Here is a 15,079-nt window from a genome sequence, read left to right on the forward strand (position 1 = left end):
CACGCAGATGGAGCCGATCAAGACCGAAAACCGCCGCGTGACCAACATTCACACGGCCGCCTTCACCCCGATCGAGACGAACGGCAAACCCGATGGCGAGGTTCTGCAGCTGAACGATTCGAACCCGCCGGCGTCGGGCTTCTACATCTACCGCATGGCGCCGGGCACCACGACACAGCCCCATCGCCACAAGGGGGATGAGGAATTCTTGATCATCGAGGGCGATCTGACCGACCATGACGGCACGCGATATGGCCCCGGTGATCTGGTCTGGCTGAGGGACGGGACCGAGCATTGCTCGACCACGCGGGATGGCTGCCTGATTGCGGTCTATGCCCGGATACCCGACGATTTTTCCGATCCATAGGCGCCGCACCGCGCCGCCCGCGTTTTCGCGCCTTGCAAATAGGGCTGCGCGCCCATAGGTTCCGCCAAATTCGCGGGGGCGGCCCCGCCGTCAACAGGAGTATCCCACATGGAAGGCGGATCCGCGTTCGCGCAGTTCATTCCCCTCATTCTGATCTTTGCGATCATGTATTTCCTTCTGATCCGTCCGCAGCAGCGCAAGCTGAAGGCGCATCGCGCGATGGTCGAGAATCTGCGCCGCGGCGATCAGGTGATCACCCAAGGCGGCCTGATCGGCAAGGTCTCCAAGGTCAAGGATGATGACGAGATCGAGGTCGAGCTGGCCGCGAACATCAAGGTGCGCGTCGTCAAATCGACCGTCGCGCAGGTGATCTCCAAGACCGAACCGGCCAGCGACGCGCCCAAGGCGTGATCCCGCGCCCCGATAGCCGAAACCGCCAGCACTGCACATAAAGGCGCCGACATGCTTCAGATCGATCTGTGGAAACGTATTTGCATCTGGGGTCTTGTCGCCCTTGGCCTCCTTCTGGCGCTGCCGAACGGCTTTTACGGGCGGGTCGAGACGCATAACGATGCGGCCAAGGCCATCGAGCAGGGCGTCGATCCCGCGCAGGTGCAGGACGCTCTGGACAGCTGGCCCAGCTGGATGCCAAACGGTCTGGTCAATCTGGGGCTCGACCTGCGCGGCGGCGCGCATCTACTGGCCGAGGTCAAGGTCAGCGACGTCTATCAGTCGCGTATCGAAGGCATGTGGCCCGCGGTGCGCGATCTGCTGCGCGACCAGCGCGACGAGATCGGCACCATCCGGCTGGAGCCGACCGAGGGCCCCGAACTGGTCGTGCGCCTGAACGAGCGCCCCGAACAAGCGGCCCGCGCGGCCGAGCTGGTGCGCAGCCTTGCCACCCCCGTGGCCAGCCTGACCGGCGCCGGCGCCAGCGATATCGAGGTCACCACGCGGGACGGGCGCATCGTCGTCCGCCTGTCCGAGGCCGAAATGCGCGCCACGGACGAGCGCACGGTCCGCCAGTCGCTGGAGATCATCCGCCGCCGTATCGACGAGGTCGGCACGCGAGAGCCCACCATCCAGCGCCAGGGCACCGACCGCATCCTGATCCAGGTGCCCGGCATCGCCAGCACCGCCGAGCTGAAGGAAATGATCGGCACCACCGCGCAGCTGACCTTTCAGCCGGTCATCGGGCGCGCCAGTTCCGCCGATGAAAGCGCGGGGCCGGGCAACGAGGTGCTGCCGGATCTGAACGAGAAGGGCGTCTTTTACGTGCTGGAGCGCGCGCCTGTCGTCACCGGCGACGAGCTGGTCGATGCACAGCCCGATTTCGATCAGAACGGGCGGCCCGCCGTGTCGTTCCGCTTCAACCCGACCGGCGCGCGCGCCTTTGGCGACTATACGGCGGCCAATATCGGCAGCCCCTTCGCCATCGTGCTGGACAATGAGGTCATCAGCGCCCCCACGATCCAAAGCCACATTCCCGGCGGATCGGGCATCATCACCGGACGTTTTTCGGTCGAGGAGAGCACGAATCTCGCCGTCCTATTGCGCGCGGGCGCGCTGCCTGCGGGGCTTGAATTCCTCGAAGAGCGCACGATCGGCCCCGAGCTGGGCGCCGACAGCATCGAGGCGGGCAAGATCGCCAGCATCGTGGCGTTCGGCCTTGTGCTGATCTTCATGTTCGCCAGCTATGGGCTGTTCGGCCTTTTTGCCAACATCGCGCTGATCATCAACGTCGGGCTGATGTTCGGCCTGCTCAGCCTGGTCGGCGCCACACTGACGCTGCCGGGAATCGCGGGCATCGTGCTGACCATCGGCATGGCGGTGGATGCCAACGTGCTGATCTTCGAGCGGATCCGCGAGGAGATGAAGACGGCCAAGGGTGCCGCCCGCGCCATCGAACTGGGCTATGAAAAGGCGCTGAGCGCCATTGTGGACGCCAACATCACGACGCTGATCACCGCCATCATCCTTTTCGCGATGGGCAGCGGGCCGGTGCGCGGCTTTGCCATCACGCTGGGCCTCGGCATCCTGACCTCGGTCTTTACCGCGATCTTCGTCACCCGCCTGATCACCGTCATGTGGTTCGAGCGCAAGCGCCCCAAGACCGTGCTTCAGGGCCGCTACCTGAAACTGGTCAAGCAGGAAACCAGCGTCAATTTCTTCCGCCGCTGGAAGCTGTCGCTGGGCGTCTCGGCGGTGCTGATCGTGCTGGCCTGCGTGTCCTTCTTCGCGCAGGGGCTGAACTTCGGCATCGATTTCAGGGGCGGCACCACGATCCGCACGCAAAGCGAGCAAAGCGTCGATATCGGCCAGTACCGCGCCGCGATGAGCGATCTGGGGCTGGGCGACATCTCGATCACCGAGGTCTTCGATCCCACCTTCGGCCCGGATGAGAACGTGTCGATGATCCGCATCCAGGCCCAGGACGATGCCGAGGCAGTGACCCCCGAAACCATTGCCGCGGTCGAGGCCGCGTTGCAGTCAGAGGTGCCGGATGTCAGCTTTACCTCCGTCGAAAGCGTCGGGCCGAAAGTGTCGGGCGAGTTGATCCAGACGGCGGCCATCGCGGTGCTGCTGGCGATCGGGGCGGTGCTGATCTACATCTGGCTGCGCTTCGAATGGCAATTCGCCGTCGGCGCGGTGGTGGCCTTGGTCCATGACGTGGTCCTGACCATCGGCGTCTTTTCCGAATTGCAGCTTCAGTTCGATCTGGCGACCATCGCGGCGCTTCTGACCATCGTCGGCTATTCTCTGAACGACACGGTAATCGTGTTCGACCGGGTCCGCGAGAACCTGCGCAAATACAAGACCAAGCCGCTGCGCGAGGTGCTGAACCTGTCGATCAACGAGACGCTCAGCCGCACGATCATGACGTCCTTCACGACCATGCTGGCCCTACTGGCGCTCTATTTCCTGGGTGGCGACGTCATCCGCGGGTTTGTCTTTGCCATGATGTGGGGCATCGTCGTGGGCACATACAGCTCGATATTCGTCGCCGCGACCTTCCTTTTGTGGCTTGGGGTCAAGCGCGACTGGTCCAAGCCGGACGCGAATTCCGGAACCCAGTTCGCCAACGTCGATGCCTGACGCGGCCCTCGCGGCGCTGGCGCTGCCGGGGTTCTGGTGGTTGGCCCTGACCATCGCGGTGGCGGGGGTCGTGCGCGGCTTCAGCGGCTTTGGCTCGGCGCTGATCTTCGTGCCGGTGGCGGGCATCTTTCTGCCGCCGGTCCATGTCATCGCGATCATCGCGCTGGTTGAGGTGGCCAGCATCGCGGCACTGGTGCCGCGCGCATGGGGGCAGGCGGATCGCAGGCAAGTGGGCCTTCTGGTGCTGGCGGCGCTGCCGACCATACCGCTGGGCCTGATCGTGATGGATGCGCTGGATGCAACGCTCGTGCGCTGGGTCGTCGCGGGTTTTGCGGGCGGCACGCTGGCCGCGCTGGTGCTGGGCTGGCGGTTCAGCGCAAGCGTGGGCGTGGGCATCACGCTGGCCATCGGGGCCGCCGCGGGGTTCATGGGGGGCATGACGGGGCTGACCGGGCCGGTCGTAGTGCTGTTCTATCTTGCCGCACGGCAAAGCGCCCGGACGGTACGTGCCAACACGATCCTGTTCCTCGGCGCGCTGGATCTGGCGATTGTCGTCAATCTGGGCCTGCGCGGTTTTGACGACTTTTCGATCCTGTGGCTGGGCGCGATCCTTGCAGTGCCCTATTTCATCGCCATGATGGTGGGGCAGGCGCTGTTTCACCCCGAACACGAGCGGCTTTATCGCCGCGCCGCGCTGGGTGTCATCGCGCTGTCCGTGCTGGTGGGCCTGCCGGTCTGGACCTGAGCCGAGATAAAGGGAGCGATCATGCAACTGACCGAAGTCATCTTCGAGGAGGCCACGCCGATCGATGGCTATGGCCCCGGCTTTTTCCGTGTGGGCGGGAGCGTCCTGAAAGGCGCGGCGCTCGTGACCGAAACGGGCGCGCGCAGTTGGGGCGGGCTGGACGATGCGCAGCCGCTGCTGGATCTTGTCGGCGATGTGGATGTCGTGTTCATCGGCACCGGCGCCGAGATCGCGCATATCCCCGCAGATTTGCGCAGCGCGCTGGAACAGGCAGGCATGGGCGTTGAAACCATGAGCTCGCCCGCCGCCTGCCGCACCTACAACGTGTTGCTGTCCGAGGGGCGCCGTGTCGCGGCGGCGGTTCTGCCGGTCTGACGCGCGCGCTGCCTTCCCCTTGTTTGCGCTTTGCGCTAAGCGTTTGCCATGTCCCTGTCTGCCCATGATCTCAGCGTGTCGCGCGGCGGAATCGCCGTGCTGGAGGGCGTGACGTTCACGCTCGATCCCGGCCGCGCGCTGATCCTGCGCGGGCCCAATGGGTCGGGCAAGACAACGCTTCTGCGCACGCTTGCCGGGCTGCAGCCCCCCTTGCGCGGACGCGTTCAGGCACCGCCCGAGGCGCGCGTTTACGCCGGGCACGCGGACGGCATCAAGGCGGCGCTGACCGCGCGCGAAAACCTGAGCTTCTGGGCAGATATCTTTGGCGGCGGCGATGTGCACGCCGCCCTTGCCGCGTTCGAGCTGGAGGGGCTGGCGGAGCGCCCCGCCGGTGCCATGTCGGCCGGGCAAAAACGGCGCCTCGGCCTTGCGCGGCTGATCGTGGCGGGGCGCGAGATCTGGCTGCTGGACGAGCCGACGGTGTCGCTCGATGCGCCCGCGACGGCGATGTTCGCGCGAACGGTGCGTGCGCATCTGGCCGCCGGAGGCTCCGCCGTGATGGCGACCCATATCGATCTGGGCCTTGATGAGGCGGAGGTGATGGATGTCGCCCCCTTCAAGGCGCGGGCGGCTGCGCTGGACGGCTTTGACGAGGCATTCCTGTGAGGGCGATCCTGATCCGTGATCTGCGTCTTGCGATCCGCGCGGGCGGCGGCTTTGGCCTTGGCCTTGCGTTTTTCCTGATCGTCGTGGTGCTGGTGCCCTTCGCCGTCGGCCCGCGGGGCGATCTGCACAGCGTGATCGCGCCGGGCATCCTGTGGCTGGGCGCGCTTCTGGCCTGCCTTCTGTCGCTCGACCGGATCTTTGCGCTGGATTACGAGGACGGATCGCTTGACCTGCTGGCCACCGCGCCGCTGCCGCTGGAGGCGCTGGTCACGCTCAAGGCTTTGGCGCATTGGTTGACGACGGGCCTGCCCCTGGTCCTGGTGGCACCCTTTCTGGCGGTGCTGCTGAACATGCCGGCTGCGGGCTATGCTCCGCTTTTGCAGGCGCTGGCGCTGGGGACACCGGCGCTGAGTGTGATCGGCACGTTCGGCGCGGCGCTGACGGTAGGCGTCAAGCGCGGGGGGCTGCTCCTGTCGCTGCTGGTGCTGCCGCTCTACGTGCCGACGCTGATCTTCGGCGCCGAGGCGGCACGGCGCGGCGCCGAGGGGTTGGACCACGGCATGCCCTTGGCGATGCTGGCCGGGATCACCTGCGGCACTATCGCCCTCTTGCCCTTCGCATCGGCTGCGGTAGTAAGGGTCAGTCTGCGCTAACTGTCTGAAGGATCGTCATGGCCTCGCTCTGGGAATACGCCAATCCGCGCAAGTTTATCGCGACCTCCGACCGCGTCCTGCCGTGGGTGGGGGCGCTGGCGCTGGCGTGCCTTGTGCTGGGGCTGGTCTGGGGCTTTTTCTTCACGCCCGAGGATTATCGCCAGGGCGCCAGCGTCAAGATCATCTATCTGCACGTGCCAGCCGCGCTCATGGCGATCAACGCCTGGCTGATGATGCTGGTCGCGTCCCTGATCTGGATCGTCCGGCGCCATCATGTCAGCGCGCTGGCGGCCCGCGCCGCGGCGCCGGTGGGCGCGGTGATGACGATCATCGCGCTTGCGACCGGCGCGTTCTGGGGCCAGCCGATCTGGGGCACGTGGTGGGTGTGGGATCCGCGCCTGACATCGTTCCTGATCCTTTTGCTTTTCTATCTGGGCTATATCGCCCTGTGGTCGGCGATCGAAAATGACGATGCGGCGGCGGACCTGACCTCGGTTCTGTGCCTTGTCGGGTCAGTCTTTGCGCTGCTCAGCCGGTATGCGGTGCTGTTCTGGAATCAGGGCCTTCATCAGGGCGCGTCGCTCAGCCTCGACAAGAAAGAGAACGTGGCGGATGTCTTCTATCTGCCGCTGCTGGTGTGCATTGCGGGGTTCGTGCTGCTCTTTGTGGCGCTGGTGCTGCTGCGCACGCAAACGGAAATAAGAGCGCGGCGGATGCGTGCGCTTTTGGCCCGGGAAAGGATGGGATGATGCCCGAGCTGGGAAAATATGCCGTCGCCGTCCTGTCCTCCTATGGCGTCTCGATCGCCTTGCTGGTGGTGCTTTGCGCCGTCAGCTTGGGCCGCGCGCGGCGGATGCGGCGCGAGCTTGCGGCGCTTGAGCAAAGGATGCGCAAAAATGGCTAGGATATCTCCGTTCATGCTGGCGCCGCCGGTGCTGTTCGCCTGCCTCGCGGGGCTGTTTTATGTGGGCATGCAGCGGGGCGATCCGAATGCGCTGCCATCGGTGTTCATCGGCCAGCCTGCGCCGGCGGTGCCGGAGCGGGGGCTGGAGGGCCGCACGATCCTGGCGGACGCGGACCTGCGGAGCGGCGATGTCACCGTCGTCAATTTCTGGGCCAGCTGGTGCCCCCCCTGCCGCGCCGAGCATCCGCAACTGCAGGCGATGAGCGATGCGGGATTGCGCGTGGCCGGCGTCAATTTCAAGGACGAGGCAGGTCAGGCGGACAAGTATCTGAAGGACGAGGGCGACCCGTTTTTCGCCCTCGGGTTCGACCCCAAGGGAAGCACGGCGATTGACTGGGGCGTCACGGCGCCGCCGGAGACGTTCATCGTGGACGGCGATGGCACCGTCCTTTTCCGCTTTGCCGGCCCGCTCGTGGGCAGCGATTATGAACAGCGCTTCCGCCCCGCGTTGGAGGAGGCGCTGGCGAAGTAGCCCGCGGCGTTCATGCCCCCACCTTGCCACGCAAAACGCCCGCAGCGATCATGCTGCGGGCGTTTTTGTGTTCAGCGCCCGGCGCGTGTCAGGCGGTTTTTGCCAGGTTGCGCAGCACGTAGTTCAGGACGCCGCCATTCTCGACATATTCGATCTCGATCGCCGTATCGATGCGGCACCGGATGGTGATCTCCTTCTCCGTGCCGTCCTCCATGCGGATCAGGCAGGGCACTTCCTGCTGCGGCTTGATCTGGCCCAGACCCTTGATCGTCACGCTTTCCTTGCCGGTCAGGCCCAGCGATTTGCGCGTGTCGCCGCCGGTAAACTCGAACGGGACAACACCCATACCCACGAGGTTCGAGCGGTGAATACGCTCGAAATCTTCGGCGATCACGGCGCGCACACCCAAAAGCGCCGTGCCTTTGGCAGCCCAGTCGCGGCTGGATCCGGCGCCGTATTGCTCGCCCGCAAAGATGACCAGCGGCGTGTCCTGCTCGTGGTAAGCCATGGCCGCGTCAAAGATCGACATCTGTTCTCCGTCGGGGCCGAGCGTATAGCCGCCTTCGACATCATCCAGCATCTCGTTGCGGATCCGGATGTTGGCGAAGGTGCCGCGCATCATCACCTCGTGATTGCCGCGCCGCGACCCGTAGGAGTTGAACTCCCGCACGGGCACTTGCCGCTCGCGCAGGTATTGTCCCGCAGGCGTCGATTCCTTGAAACTGCCGGCCGGGCTGATGTGGTCGGTCGTGACCATATCGCCAAGCAGCGCAAGGATGCGCGCGTCCTCGATATCGGCAATCTTCGACGGCTCCTTGGACATGCCCTGAAAGTAGGGCGGATTTTGCACATAGGTCGATTCGGGAGGCCAGTCATAAGTCTGCCCCTCGGACGTCTCGACCGCCTGCCATTTCTCGTCGCCCTTGAAGACGTTGGCATATTTCGACTGGAACGCATCGCGCGTCACCGTCTTTTCGACCAGCGCGTTGATCTCGTCGCTGGTGGGCCAGATGTCCTTGAGATAGACGTCGTTGCCGTCCTTGTCCTGACCCAGAGGCGATGCGGCGATATCCACGTTCATGTCACCGATCAGCGAATAGGCCACGACAAGCGGCGGGCTCGCCAGGTAGTTGGCGCGCACATCGGGGCTGATCCGGCCCTCGAAGTTGCGGTTGCCCGACAGGACGGACACCCCGATGAGGTCGTAATCGTTGATCGCCTTCGAGATTTCCGGCTCCAACGGCCCGGAGTTACCGATGCAAGTCGTGCAGCCATAGCCAACGAGATTGAAGCCGATCGCATCCAGATCTTCCTGCAATCCGGCGGCTTCCAGATAGTCGCTCACCACCTGGCTGCCGGGCGCCAGGCTGGTCTTGACCCAGGGCTTGCGCGTCAGGCCCAACTCGCGCGCCTTGCGCGCCACAAGGCCCGCGCCGATCATCACGTAGGGGTTGGACGTGTTGGTGCAGGAGGTGATCGAGGCGATCACGATGCTGCCATCATGCAATTGATACGGATCGTTGCCATTCACGCTTGCCACGGTGCCGCGGCGGTGATGTCCCGCATCGCCGGGAATGTCGCGCGGCGCGGCCGGGCCGCCCTCGCTCTCCCAGCGGTCCTTTTGCTTTTCCGGCGCTTTCTCGCTGCTGCGCTGTCCCTTGATGTACTCGCGGAATGTGACCGCAGCCTCGGTCAGTGCGACGAAATCCTGCGGCCGCTTGGGCCCCGAGATTGCCGGCACGATCGTGCCCATGTCCAGATGCAGCGTGTCGGTATAGATCGGCGCGTAATTCTCGTCGCGCCACAGGCCGTTTTCCTTGGCGTAGGCTTTGACCAGCGCAACGCGGTCCTTGTCGCGGCCCGTGTTGGTCAGGTAGCGCAGCGTTTCCTCGTCAATCGGGAAGAAGCCGCAGGTTGCGCCGTATTCGGGCGCCATGTTGGCGATCGTCGCGCGGTCTGCCAAGGGCAACGTGTCGAGGCCCTTGCCGTAAAACTCGACGAATTTGCTGACCACGCCGCGTTCGCGCAGCATCTCGACCACTTTCAGGACAAGGTCCGTGCCGGTGGTGCCTTCGGTCATCTCTCCGGTCAGCTCAAAGCCCACAACTTCGGGGATCAGCATCGAGATCGGCTGGCCCAGCATGGCCGCTTCCGCCTCGATCCCGCCAACGCCCCAGCCGAGGACGGCCACGCCGTTGACCATGGTGGTGTGGCTGTCGGTGCCGACCAGCGTGTCGGGATAGGCGACTTCCTCGCCATTCTGGTCGGTATCCGTCCACACGGTCTGGGACAGATATTCAAGGTTGACCTGGTGGCAAATGCCGGTGCCGGGGGGCACGACGCGGAAATTGTTGAAGGCGCCCTGTCCCCATTTCAGGAACTGGTAGCGCTCCATGTTCCGCTCGTATTCGCGGTCCACGTTCATCTGGAAGGCGCGGGGATTTCCGAACTCATCGATCATGACGGAGTGGTCGATGACCAGATCAACAGGGTTGAGCGGGTTGATCTGCTCGGCCTTGCCGCCCAGCGCAAGGATGCCGTCGCGCATCGCGGCGAGGTCCACAACCGCCGGAACGCCGGTGAAATCCTGCATCAGGACGCGCGCGGGGCGGTACGCAATCTCGCGTGGGTTCTTGCCGCCCTTTTTCGCCCATTCGGCAAAAGCCTTGATGTCGTCCTGCGTGACCGTGTTGCCGTCCTCGAACCGAAGCATGTTTTCCAGCACGACCTTGAGCGCGGCGGGAAGGCGGCTGAAATCGCCCAGGCCCGCCTCTTCCGCGGCCTTGATCGAGTAGAAGGCAACCGATTGATCACCTGATTTCAACGTTTTGCGCGTTTTGGCGGAATCATGTCCCACATTGATTGGCATCTGGCTATCCTTTCGGGTCACTCGCGTTATGCAAGGGCGCGGTTACGACTATGTGAAGAAACGCGCCAATCGGACCATTTGTTTCAGTCAAATTCCGAGCATACCCCGCCCGGACGGACCGCGCCATGGCGCATTGGCCCTCTATTCATGGTTCTGCCGCATTTGAAATCGGCTCGCAAGGGGTAAGGGCATTATTTGTATACTATTGCACACCAAGGCGCGATATCCCGCCTGAAAGGCTTCTGACGAAACGTTGATTGGTGTTTCAGGGCGCGGAACAATAGCGTCGCGCCGTTCCCAAGCGGACCAAAAGGACAAACCGATGCGTTCAGTCGCCGCAACATTTGCTGCCATGATCCTGGCGGCGCCCCTCTGGGCCGAGACGCCTGTGGCAGCCAGCGACGAGAGCTTTGCAGAGCAGCCGGTGCTGGTGGAACTCTTCACCTCGCAAGGCTGCGCGTCCTGCCCGCCGGCAGATGCGTTCATGCATCAGTTGGCGGCGCGCGACGATGTCGTCGCACTGGCGCTGCATGTCGATTATTGGGACTATATCTTTGACGACGTGTTCGGCAAGGCCGCCCACACCAAGCGCCAGTATGGGTACGCGGACGCGAGCGGGCGGCGCATGGTCTATACGCCCCAGATGATCATTGGTGGCAAGGAAGACGTCGTCGGCAACCGCCCTCAGGACGTGAACGCGTTGATCGAGCGCCATCTGGCCGCGCCGCCGACCGTTGCGCTGGAGGTGCGGCGCGAGAGCGGGGACATCATCATATCCGCGCAGGCGCTGACCGGAACTGACGCGCCGATGGACGTTCTGCTGGCACGGTTCATTCCGCAGCAGGATGTGGCGATCGATCACGGCGAAAATGCCGGGCAGACCTATAGCTATGCCAACATAGTGACGGACCTGCGCAGCATCGGCCAGTGGGATCCACGGCAGCCATTGTCGATGAAGCTGCGCTCGGACGGGGATGAACCGGTTGTCGTTATCGTGCAGCAACCCGCCTTCGGCCCGGTCGAGGCGGTGGCGCTGTTACGTTAGAGATGTGCTGCTGGCAGGCGCGTCCGTGTCGTCCGGTGCGCCGCTGGGCTGGGCGCTGATCCGTTCCGCGCCGCGGTCCGCCATCTCGCCGGTGCCGTCCTTCCAGCGCCGGTGAATCCAGAACCACTGATCCATGTGTGCCCGGACCTGCGCCTCAAGCCGCGCATTGAATTCGCGGGTCATGTCAACCGGATCGCCCGGTGCAATGGGCTCTTCGACGTGAATGTCGAAATCAAGGCCATTGGCCCGCCTGATTCCCCATACCGGCACGAGCGGGGCGTCAAATTTCAAGGCCAATTCCGCCGTCACCAGCGAGGTCAGGGCCGGTTTGCCGAAAAAATCCAGCGGCACGCCGCCATGGGCGTTAAGATCGTTCAGAATGGCCAGAACGCCGCCACTGCGCAGATGCTTGGTCATCTGGACCATGCCGCGGCGCCCCTGTTCGAACATCGGTTGGCTGAGGGCACCCATCGCCTTGGTATAATGAACGTTGAAATAGCGGTTCTTCATCGGGCGATAAAACACACCCATTTCAAAGCCCTGCTCGACCATCGCGACGCGCGCGGCGTTGAAGCTGCCCAGATGGCCGGTGACGAAGATGACCGGGCGGCCCTCGGCGCGCGCGCGCTCGATGGCGGGCAGGCCGGGTCCGGTGACGGGGGAGTGGCGCGCGCGGGCGGCAAATTCGGATGCCGAATACATCTCCATCATGTTGCGTCCGGCATTATCCGGGACAGCGCGCATCAAATGCCGCACCTGCGCGCCGGGCAGGTCCGGCCGCACGAAGGCCAGGTTTTCCTTCACGCGCCGCGAGTAGCCGGCCAAGGGCGCCACGATACGCGCCGTCATCCAGCCAAGCGCGGGGATGCGCCATGCGTAAGGCATGAGCCCCGCAAGCGCGATCGGCGCGCGCAGAAGCAGACTGACGATATACTCGCCAAGGCGCGTGATGGCCGGATCCTTTGTATCGCTCATGTAAGTCACCGTCTGTCTGGCATGATCGGGCAGACATAGAGCGACAGTGCCGCGATCACAAGCCGCGAGCGGCCCGGTGCACGCGGGCCTTCGGCGCCGCCACAGCTGCGATCACGCTTCCTCGCTACCCTCCTCATCCGGCTCCACCAGCGTCACCTCGCCAGAGGCGGCAAGGCGCCGAACCGCGTTGACCACCTGCGTCATCGCCTCCTCGCCGTCCTTTGGTTTGACGCGGCCCAGTTCCTCCATTTCTTCGCGCAAGGCGTCCGCCATGCGGCGCGACATGTTCTCCAGTATGAATTCGGTCACGTGCCCAAGATCGCCCGCCGATGCCGCGGCCAGCGCCGTCACCAGCACCGCGGCGTCGACCTCGCGGGTCACTTTCGGAATGTCGACCGGGTTCACGCGCGCGGGCACGTTTGCGAAGGTGAATATCGTGCGGCGCACCTCTGCCGCAAAATCCTGATCGTCGGCGTCGAGCCCGTCGAGAACGGCATCGCGCAGCGCGGACGGCGTTGAATTCAGGATGGCGCCGATCCGATTGGCCGGACCATCCTCGAAGGCGGCCTGCGGTATATCGTTCAGTTGCGCGGCAAGCGACAGGCCGATGCGGTCCACCGCGGCGGGCGTAACACCGCCGGTCTGCGATATCGCGAATGTGACGCGGCGCGCGCGGTCGCCCGGCAACCGGCTGAGCAGATCGGCGGCGCGCGTGACGTCGAGCTTGGACAGCATGACGGCGGCCACCTCGGTGCTTTCGGCCATGACGATCGGGACCAGATCATCCAGATCGGCGGCGCGCACCTGCTCCCACGGATCGCCGAACTGGCGCACGCCCGCCTCCTTGCGCAGGCGCGAGGCGGTCTGCGGGCTGATTCGCCCGTCCAGCGCAGTGAGCGCACCGGCCATGCCATGCGGAAATGTCAGCCCCATCCCCTCAAGCTCGGCCGCGAATTCGTTCACGACGCCGATCAGCGTGGCGCGGTCCACATATCGCATGGACCCCATTTGCGTGGTCAACGTGGCCTGCAACGCGTCGGGCAGCTCTGACAGGGACACTTCGGCGCCCTCATTGATCAGGAACCGCACGATGATGGCCGCCTTTTGCTTGCGCGTAAGACGCGCGGCGGTTGGGGCAGGCGGTGGCGGAGCCTGCGGCGCGATGCGGGCAAGCGGTTTTGGCTGACTCATTCCATCCCTCGTTCCGGACGTTTCGACGATCATACGTCCGGAAGAGTGAAGAAAGGTCTAAAGCGTGAACGCCGCCCGTGATCTTTTGCGCAGGCCGCGCGGCATCAGCTGCTGATCGGCAGACATGCCTTGGTATCGGCATCATAGGTGGTGCCGGCCGCGCAGGTCATGGCCTGCGTGCTTTTCTTGCCGTGATCGCACCCCATCGCGAGCGACAGGGTGGGGGCCAGCGCCAGCAGGGCGGCGAGTGTCAGGATCTTCATGGCGAGGTCTCCTTTTGAGGAAAGGTGACGCGAGGGTAGCGCCAAAGCGCCACCGCTGCCTAATCACTTTTTCGCAAAATCACTCGCCAAAGACGCGTTTGAAAATCGTGTCGACATGTTTGGTGTGATAGCCGAGATCGAATTTCTCCTCGATCTGCGCGGCGCTCAGCGCCTTCAGCACGTCCTCATCCGCAAGCAGCTCGGTTTTGAAATCGCGGCCTTCTTCCCAGACCTTCATCGCGTTGCGCTGGACCAGCTTATAGGCATCCTCGCGGCTGACACCGGCCTGCGTGAGTGCCAGCAGAACGCGCTGCGACATGACGAGGCCGCGGAATTTATGCATGTTGGCCAGCATGTTGTCGGGATAGATCACCAGCTTGTCCACTAGGCCCGTGAGCCGCGCGAGGGCGAAATCGAGCGTGATGGTGGCGTCGGGGCCAATGTTGCGCTCGACCGAGGAATGCGAGATGTCGCGCTCGTGCCAGAGTGCCACGTTTTCCATCGCGGGAACCACCGCCATGCGAACAAGGCGGGCAAGACCGGTCAGGTTTTCCGACAACACCGGGTTGCGCTTGTGGGGCATCGCTGACGAGCCCTTTTGACCGGCGCTGAAGAACTCCTCGGCCTCCAGAACCTCGGTGCGCTGCATGTGGCGAATCTCGATGGCGATGTTCTCGATGCTGCTGGCGACGACGCCGAGCGCGGCGAAGAACGCCGCGTGGCGGTCGCGCGGAATGACCTGCGTGCTGATCGGCTCGGGCTCCAGCCCCAATTGCTTGCAGACATGCTCCTCGACCGCCGGGTCGATATTGGCGAAGGTGCCGACGGCGCCAGAGATGGCGCCGGTGGCGATCTCGTAGCGGGCTTTTTCCAGACGGTTCAGGTTGCGGTCCATCTCGGCGTAGAAGCGCGCGAAGGTCAGGCCCATCGTCGTCGGCTCGGCATGAATGCCGTGGCTGCGGCCGATGCGGACCGTATCCTTGTGTTCATACGCGCGGCGCTTGAGGGCGGCCAGCAGCGCCTTCATGTCGTCGATCAGGATGTCGCTGGCGCGCACCAGCTGAACGTTGAAACAGGTGTCCAGCACGTCCGAAGACGTCATGCCCTGATGCACGAAACGCGCCTCGTCACTGCCGACATGCTCGGCCAGATGGGTGAGAAAGGCGATGACGTCATGCTTGGTCACGGCCTCGATCTCGTCGATGCGGGCGACGTCGAATTCCACGTCCTTCGCCTTCCAGACGGCCTCGGCATTCTCGCGCGGGATGACGCCCAGATCGGCCATGGCGTCGCAGGCATGCGCCTCGATCTCGAACCAGATGCGGAACTTGGTTTCGGGCGACCAGATGGCGACCATTTCGGGGCGGGAATAGCGGGGAATCATGGCATCGGCCTCTG

General features: G+C 64.3%; 16 protein-coding genes. 11 read left to right on the plus strand and 5 right to left on the minus strand.

Features of this window, described 5'->3' with window-relative positions; all coding sequences use genetic code 11:
• Positions 1-7: 7 nt before the first annotated feature.
• The 10 genes from DC366_RS11765 (at position 8) to DC366_RS11810 (ending at position 7,338) form a co-directional block, all read left to right on the plus strand.
• A complete protein-coding gene (locus tag DC366_RS11765; protein WP_108692413.1) occupies positions 8-367 on the plus strand; it encodes a cupin domain-containing protein in 360 nt (119 codons plus the stop codon).
• A 108-nt stretch (positions 368-475) separates the two neighbouring features.
• Positions 476-778, plus strand: a complete 303-nt coding sequence (gene yajC, locus DC366_RS11770; protein WP_108692414.1) for a preprotein translocase subunit YajC — start codon at positions 476-478, stop codon at positions 776-778.
• Positions 779-829: 51 nt separating this feature from the next.
• Positions 830-3,463, plus strand: a complete 2,634-nt coding sequence (secD, locus tag DC366_RS11775; RefSeq protein ID WP_108692415.1) for a protein translocase subunit SecD — start codon at positions 830-832, stop codon at positions 3,461-3,463.
• On the plus strand, positions 3,456-4,208 hold the full coding sequence (locus tag DC366_RS11780) for a sulfite exporter TauE/SafE family protein (protein WP_108692416.1): 753 nt from the start codon (positions 3,456-3,458) through the stop codon (positions 4,206-4,208). The genes secD and DC366_RS11780 overlap by 8 nt, the downstream gene beginning before the upstream one ends.
• Positions 4,209-4,229: 21 nt before the next feature.
• The gene (locus DC366_RS11785; RefSeq protein WP_108692417.1) at positions 4,230-4,583 is read left to right on the plus strand and encodes an Mth938-like domain-containing protein; all 354 of its coding nucleotides are present in this window, start codon (positions 4,230-4,232) and stop codon (positions 4,581-4,583) included.
• Positions 4,584-4,631: 48 nt separating this feature from the next.
• On the plus strand, positions 4,632-5,249 hold the full coding sequence (gene ccmA / locus DC366_RS11790; RefSeq protein WP_108692418.1) for a heme ABC exporter ATP-binding protein CcmA: 618 nt from the start codon (positions 4,632-4,634) through the stop codon (positions 5,247-5,249).
• Complete coding sequence (gene ccmB, locus DC366_RS11795) at positions 5,246-5,902, plus strand: heme exporter protein CcmB (protein WP_108692419.1); 657 nt, start codon at positions 5,246-5,248, stop codon at positions 5,900-5,902. Before ccmA ends, ccmB begins: the two co-directional genes overlap by 4 nt.
• Positions 5,903-5,919: 17 nt before the next feature.
• A complete protein-coding gene (locus DC366_RS11800) occupies positions 5,920-6,651 on the plus strand; it encodes a heme ABC transporter permease (RefSeq protein WP_108692420.1) in 732 nt (243 codons plus the stop codon).
• Positions 6,651-6,806: a heme exporter protein CcmD gene (ccmD, locus tag DC366_RS11805; RefSeq protein WP_108692563.1), complete on the plus strand. Its 156-nt coding sequence runs from the start codon at positions 6,651-6,653 to the stop codon at positions 6,804-6,806. Before DC366_RS11800 ends, ccmD begins: the two co-directional genes overlap by 1 nt.
• Positions 6,799-7,338 carry a DsbE family thiol:disulfide interchange protein gene (locus DC366_RS11810; protein ID WP_108692421.1) on the plus strand — a complete coding sequence of 180 codons (540 nt, stop codon included), beginning with the start codon at positions 6,799-6,801 and terminating at the stop codon, positions 7,336-7,338. The genes ccmD and DC366_RS11810 overlap by 8 nt, the downstream gene beginning before the upstream one ends.
• An 88-nt stretch (positions 7,339-7,426) precedes the next feature.
• Here the strand turns inward: DC366_RS11810 and acnA are convergent, their stop codons facing one another.
• Positions 7,427-10,207: an aconitate hydratase AcnA gene (gene acnA, locus DC366_RS11815; RefSeq protein WP_108692422.1), complete on the minus strand. Its 2,781-nt coding sequence runs from the start codon at positions 10,205-10,207 to the stop codon at positions 7,427-7,429.
• A 322-nt stretch (positions 10,208-10,529) separates the two neighbouring features.
• On the opposite strand from acnA, the gene DC366_RS11820 reads away from it, so the two are divergent.
• Positions 10,530-11,252 (plus strand): DUF1223 domain-containing protein, encoded by a 723-nt coding sequence (locus DC366_RS11820; protein ID WP_108692423.1) that lies wholly within the window; start codon positions 10,530-10,532, stop codon positions 11,250-11,252.
• On the opposite strand, the gene DC366_RS11825 is transcribed toward DC366_RS11820, so the two are convergent.
• The 4 genes from DC366_RS11825 to purB form a co-directional block, all read right to left on the minus strand.
• Positions 11,244-12,227 (minus strand): lysophospholipid acyltransferase family protein, encoded by a 984-nt coding sequence (locus DC366_RS11825; RefSeq protein WP_108692424.1) that lies wholly within the window; start codon positions 12,225-12,227, stop codon positions 11,244-11,246. The genes DC366_RS11820 and DC366_RS11825 overlap by 9 nt on opposite strands.
• Before the next feature lie 111 nt (positions 12,228-12,338).
• Positions 12,339-13,418 (minus strand): flagellar motor switch protein FliG, encoded by a 1,080-nt coding sequence (locus tag DC366_RS11830; protein WP_108692425.1) that lies wholly within the window; start codon positions 13,416-13,418, stop codon positions 12,339-12,341.
• 104 nt (positions 13,419-13,522) lie between these two features.
• Positions 13,523-13,681 (minus strand): adenylosuccinate lyase, encoded by a 159-nt coding sequence (locus DC366_RS11835; RefSeq protein ID WP_108692426.1) that lies wholly within the window; start codon positions 13,679-13,681, stop codon positions 13,523-13,525.
• A gap of 79 nt (positions 13,682-13,760) precedes the next feature.
• Entirely contained in the window at positions 13,761-15,065 is a 1,305-nt protein-coding gene (purB, locus tag DC366_RS11840; RefSeq protein WP_108692427.1) for an adenylosuccinate lyase, read from the minus strand.
• Between the last annotated feature and the right edge of the window lie 14 nt (positions 15,066-15,079).

Source organism: Pelagivirga sediminicola (genome assembly GCF_003072125.1).
Classification (GTDB): domain Bacteria; phylum Pseudomonadota; class Alphaproteobacteria; order Rhodobacterales; family Rhodobacteraceae; genus Roseovarius; species Roseovarius sediminicola.

Bases quoted from the DNA above. Each gene is read 5' to 3' on its own strand.
- DC366_RS11765 (WP_108692413.1), top strand. From the start codon at position 8: ATGGAGCCGATCAAGACCGAAAACCGCCGCGTGACCAACATTCACACG.
- yajC (WP_108692414.1), top strand. From the start codon at position 476: ATGGAAGGCGGATCCGCGTTCGCGCAGTTCATTCCCCTCATTCTGATC.
- secD (WP_108692415.1), top strand. From the start codon at position 830: ATGCTTCAGATCGATCTGTGGAAACGTATTTGCATCTGGGGTCTTGTC.
- DC366_RS11780 (WP_108692416.1), top strand. From the start codon at position 3,456: ATGCCTGACGCGGCCCTCGCGGCGCTGGCGCTGCCGGGGTTCTGGTGG.
- DC366_RS11785 (WP_108692417.1), top strand. From the start codon at position 4,230: ATGCAACTGACCGAAGTCATCTTCGAGGAGGCCACGCCGATCGATGGC.
- ccmA (WP_108692418.1), top strand. From the start codon at position 4,632: ATGTCCCTGTCTGCCCATGATCTCAGCGTGTCGCGCGGCGGAATCGCC.
- DC366_RS11800 (WP_108692420.1), top strand. From the start codon at position 5,920: ATGGCCTCGCTCTGGGAATACGCCAATCCGCGCAAGTTTATCGCGACC.
- ccmD (WP_108692563.1), top strand. From the start codon at position 6,651: ATGCCCGAGCTGGGAAAATATGCCGTCGCCGTCCTGTCCTCCTATGGC.
- DC366_RS11810 (WP_108692421.1), top strand. From the start codon at position 6,799: ATGGCTAGGATATCTCCGTTCATGCTGGCGCCGCCGGTGCTGTTCGCC.
- acnA (WP_108692422.1), bottom strand. From the start codon at position 10,207: ATGCCAATCAATGTGGGACATGATTCCGCCAAAACGCGCAAAACGTTG.
- DC366_RS11820 (WP_108692423.1), top strand. From the start codon at position 10,530: ATGCGTTCAGTCGCCGCAACATTTGCTGCCATGATCCTGGCGGCGCCC.
- DC366_RS11825 (WP_108692424.1), bottom strand. From the start codon at position 12,227: ATGAGCGATACAAAGGATCCGGCCATCACGCGCCTTGGCGAGTATATC.
- DC366_RS11830 (WP_108692425.1), bottom strand. From the start codon at position 13,418: ATGAGTCAGCCAAAACCGCTTGCCCGCATCGCGCCGCAGGCTCCGCCA.
- DC366_RS11835 (WP_108692426.1), bottom strand. From the start codon at position 13,681: ATGAAGATCCTGACACTCGCCGCCCTGCTGGCGCTGGCCCCCACCCTG.
- purB (WP_108692427.1), bottom strand. From the start codon at position 15,065: ATGATTCCCCGCTATTCCCGCCCCGAAATGGTCGCCATCTGGTCGCCC.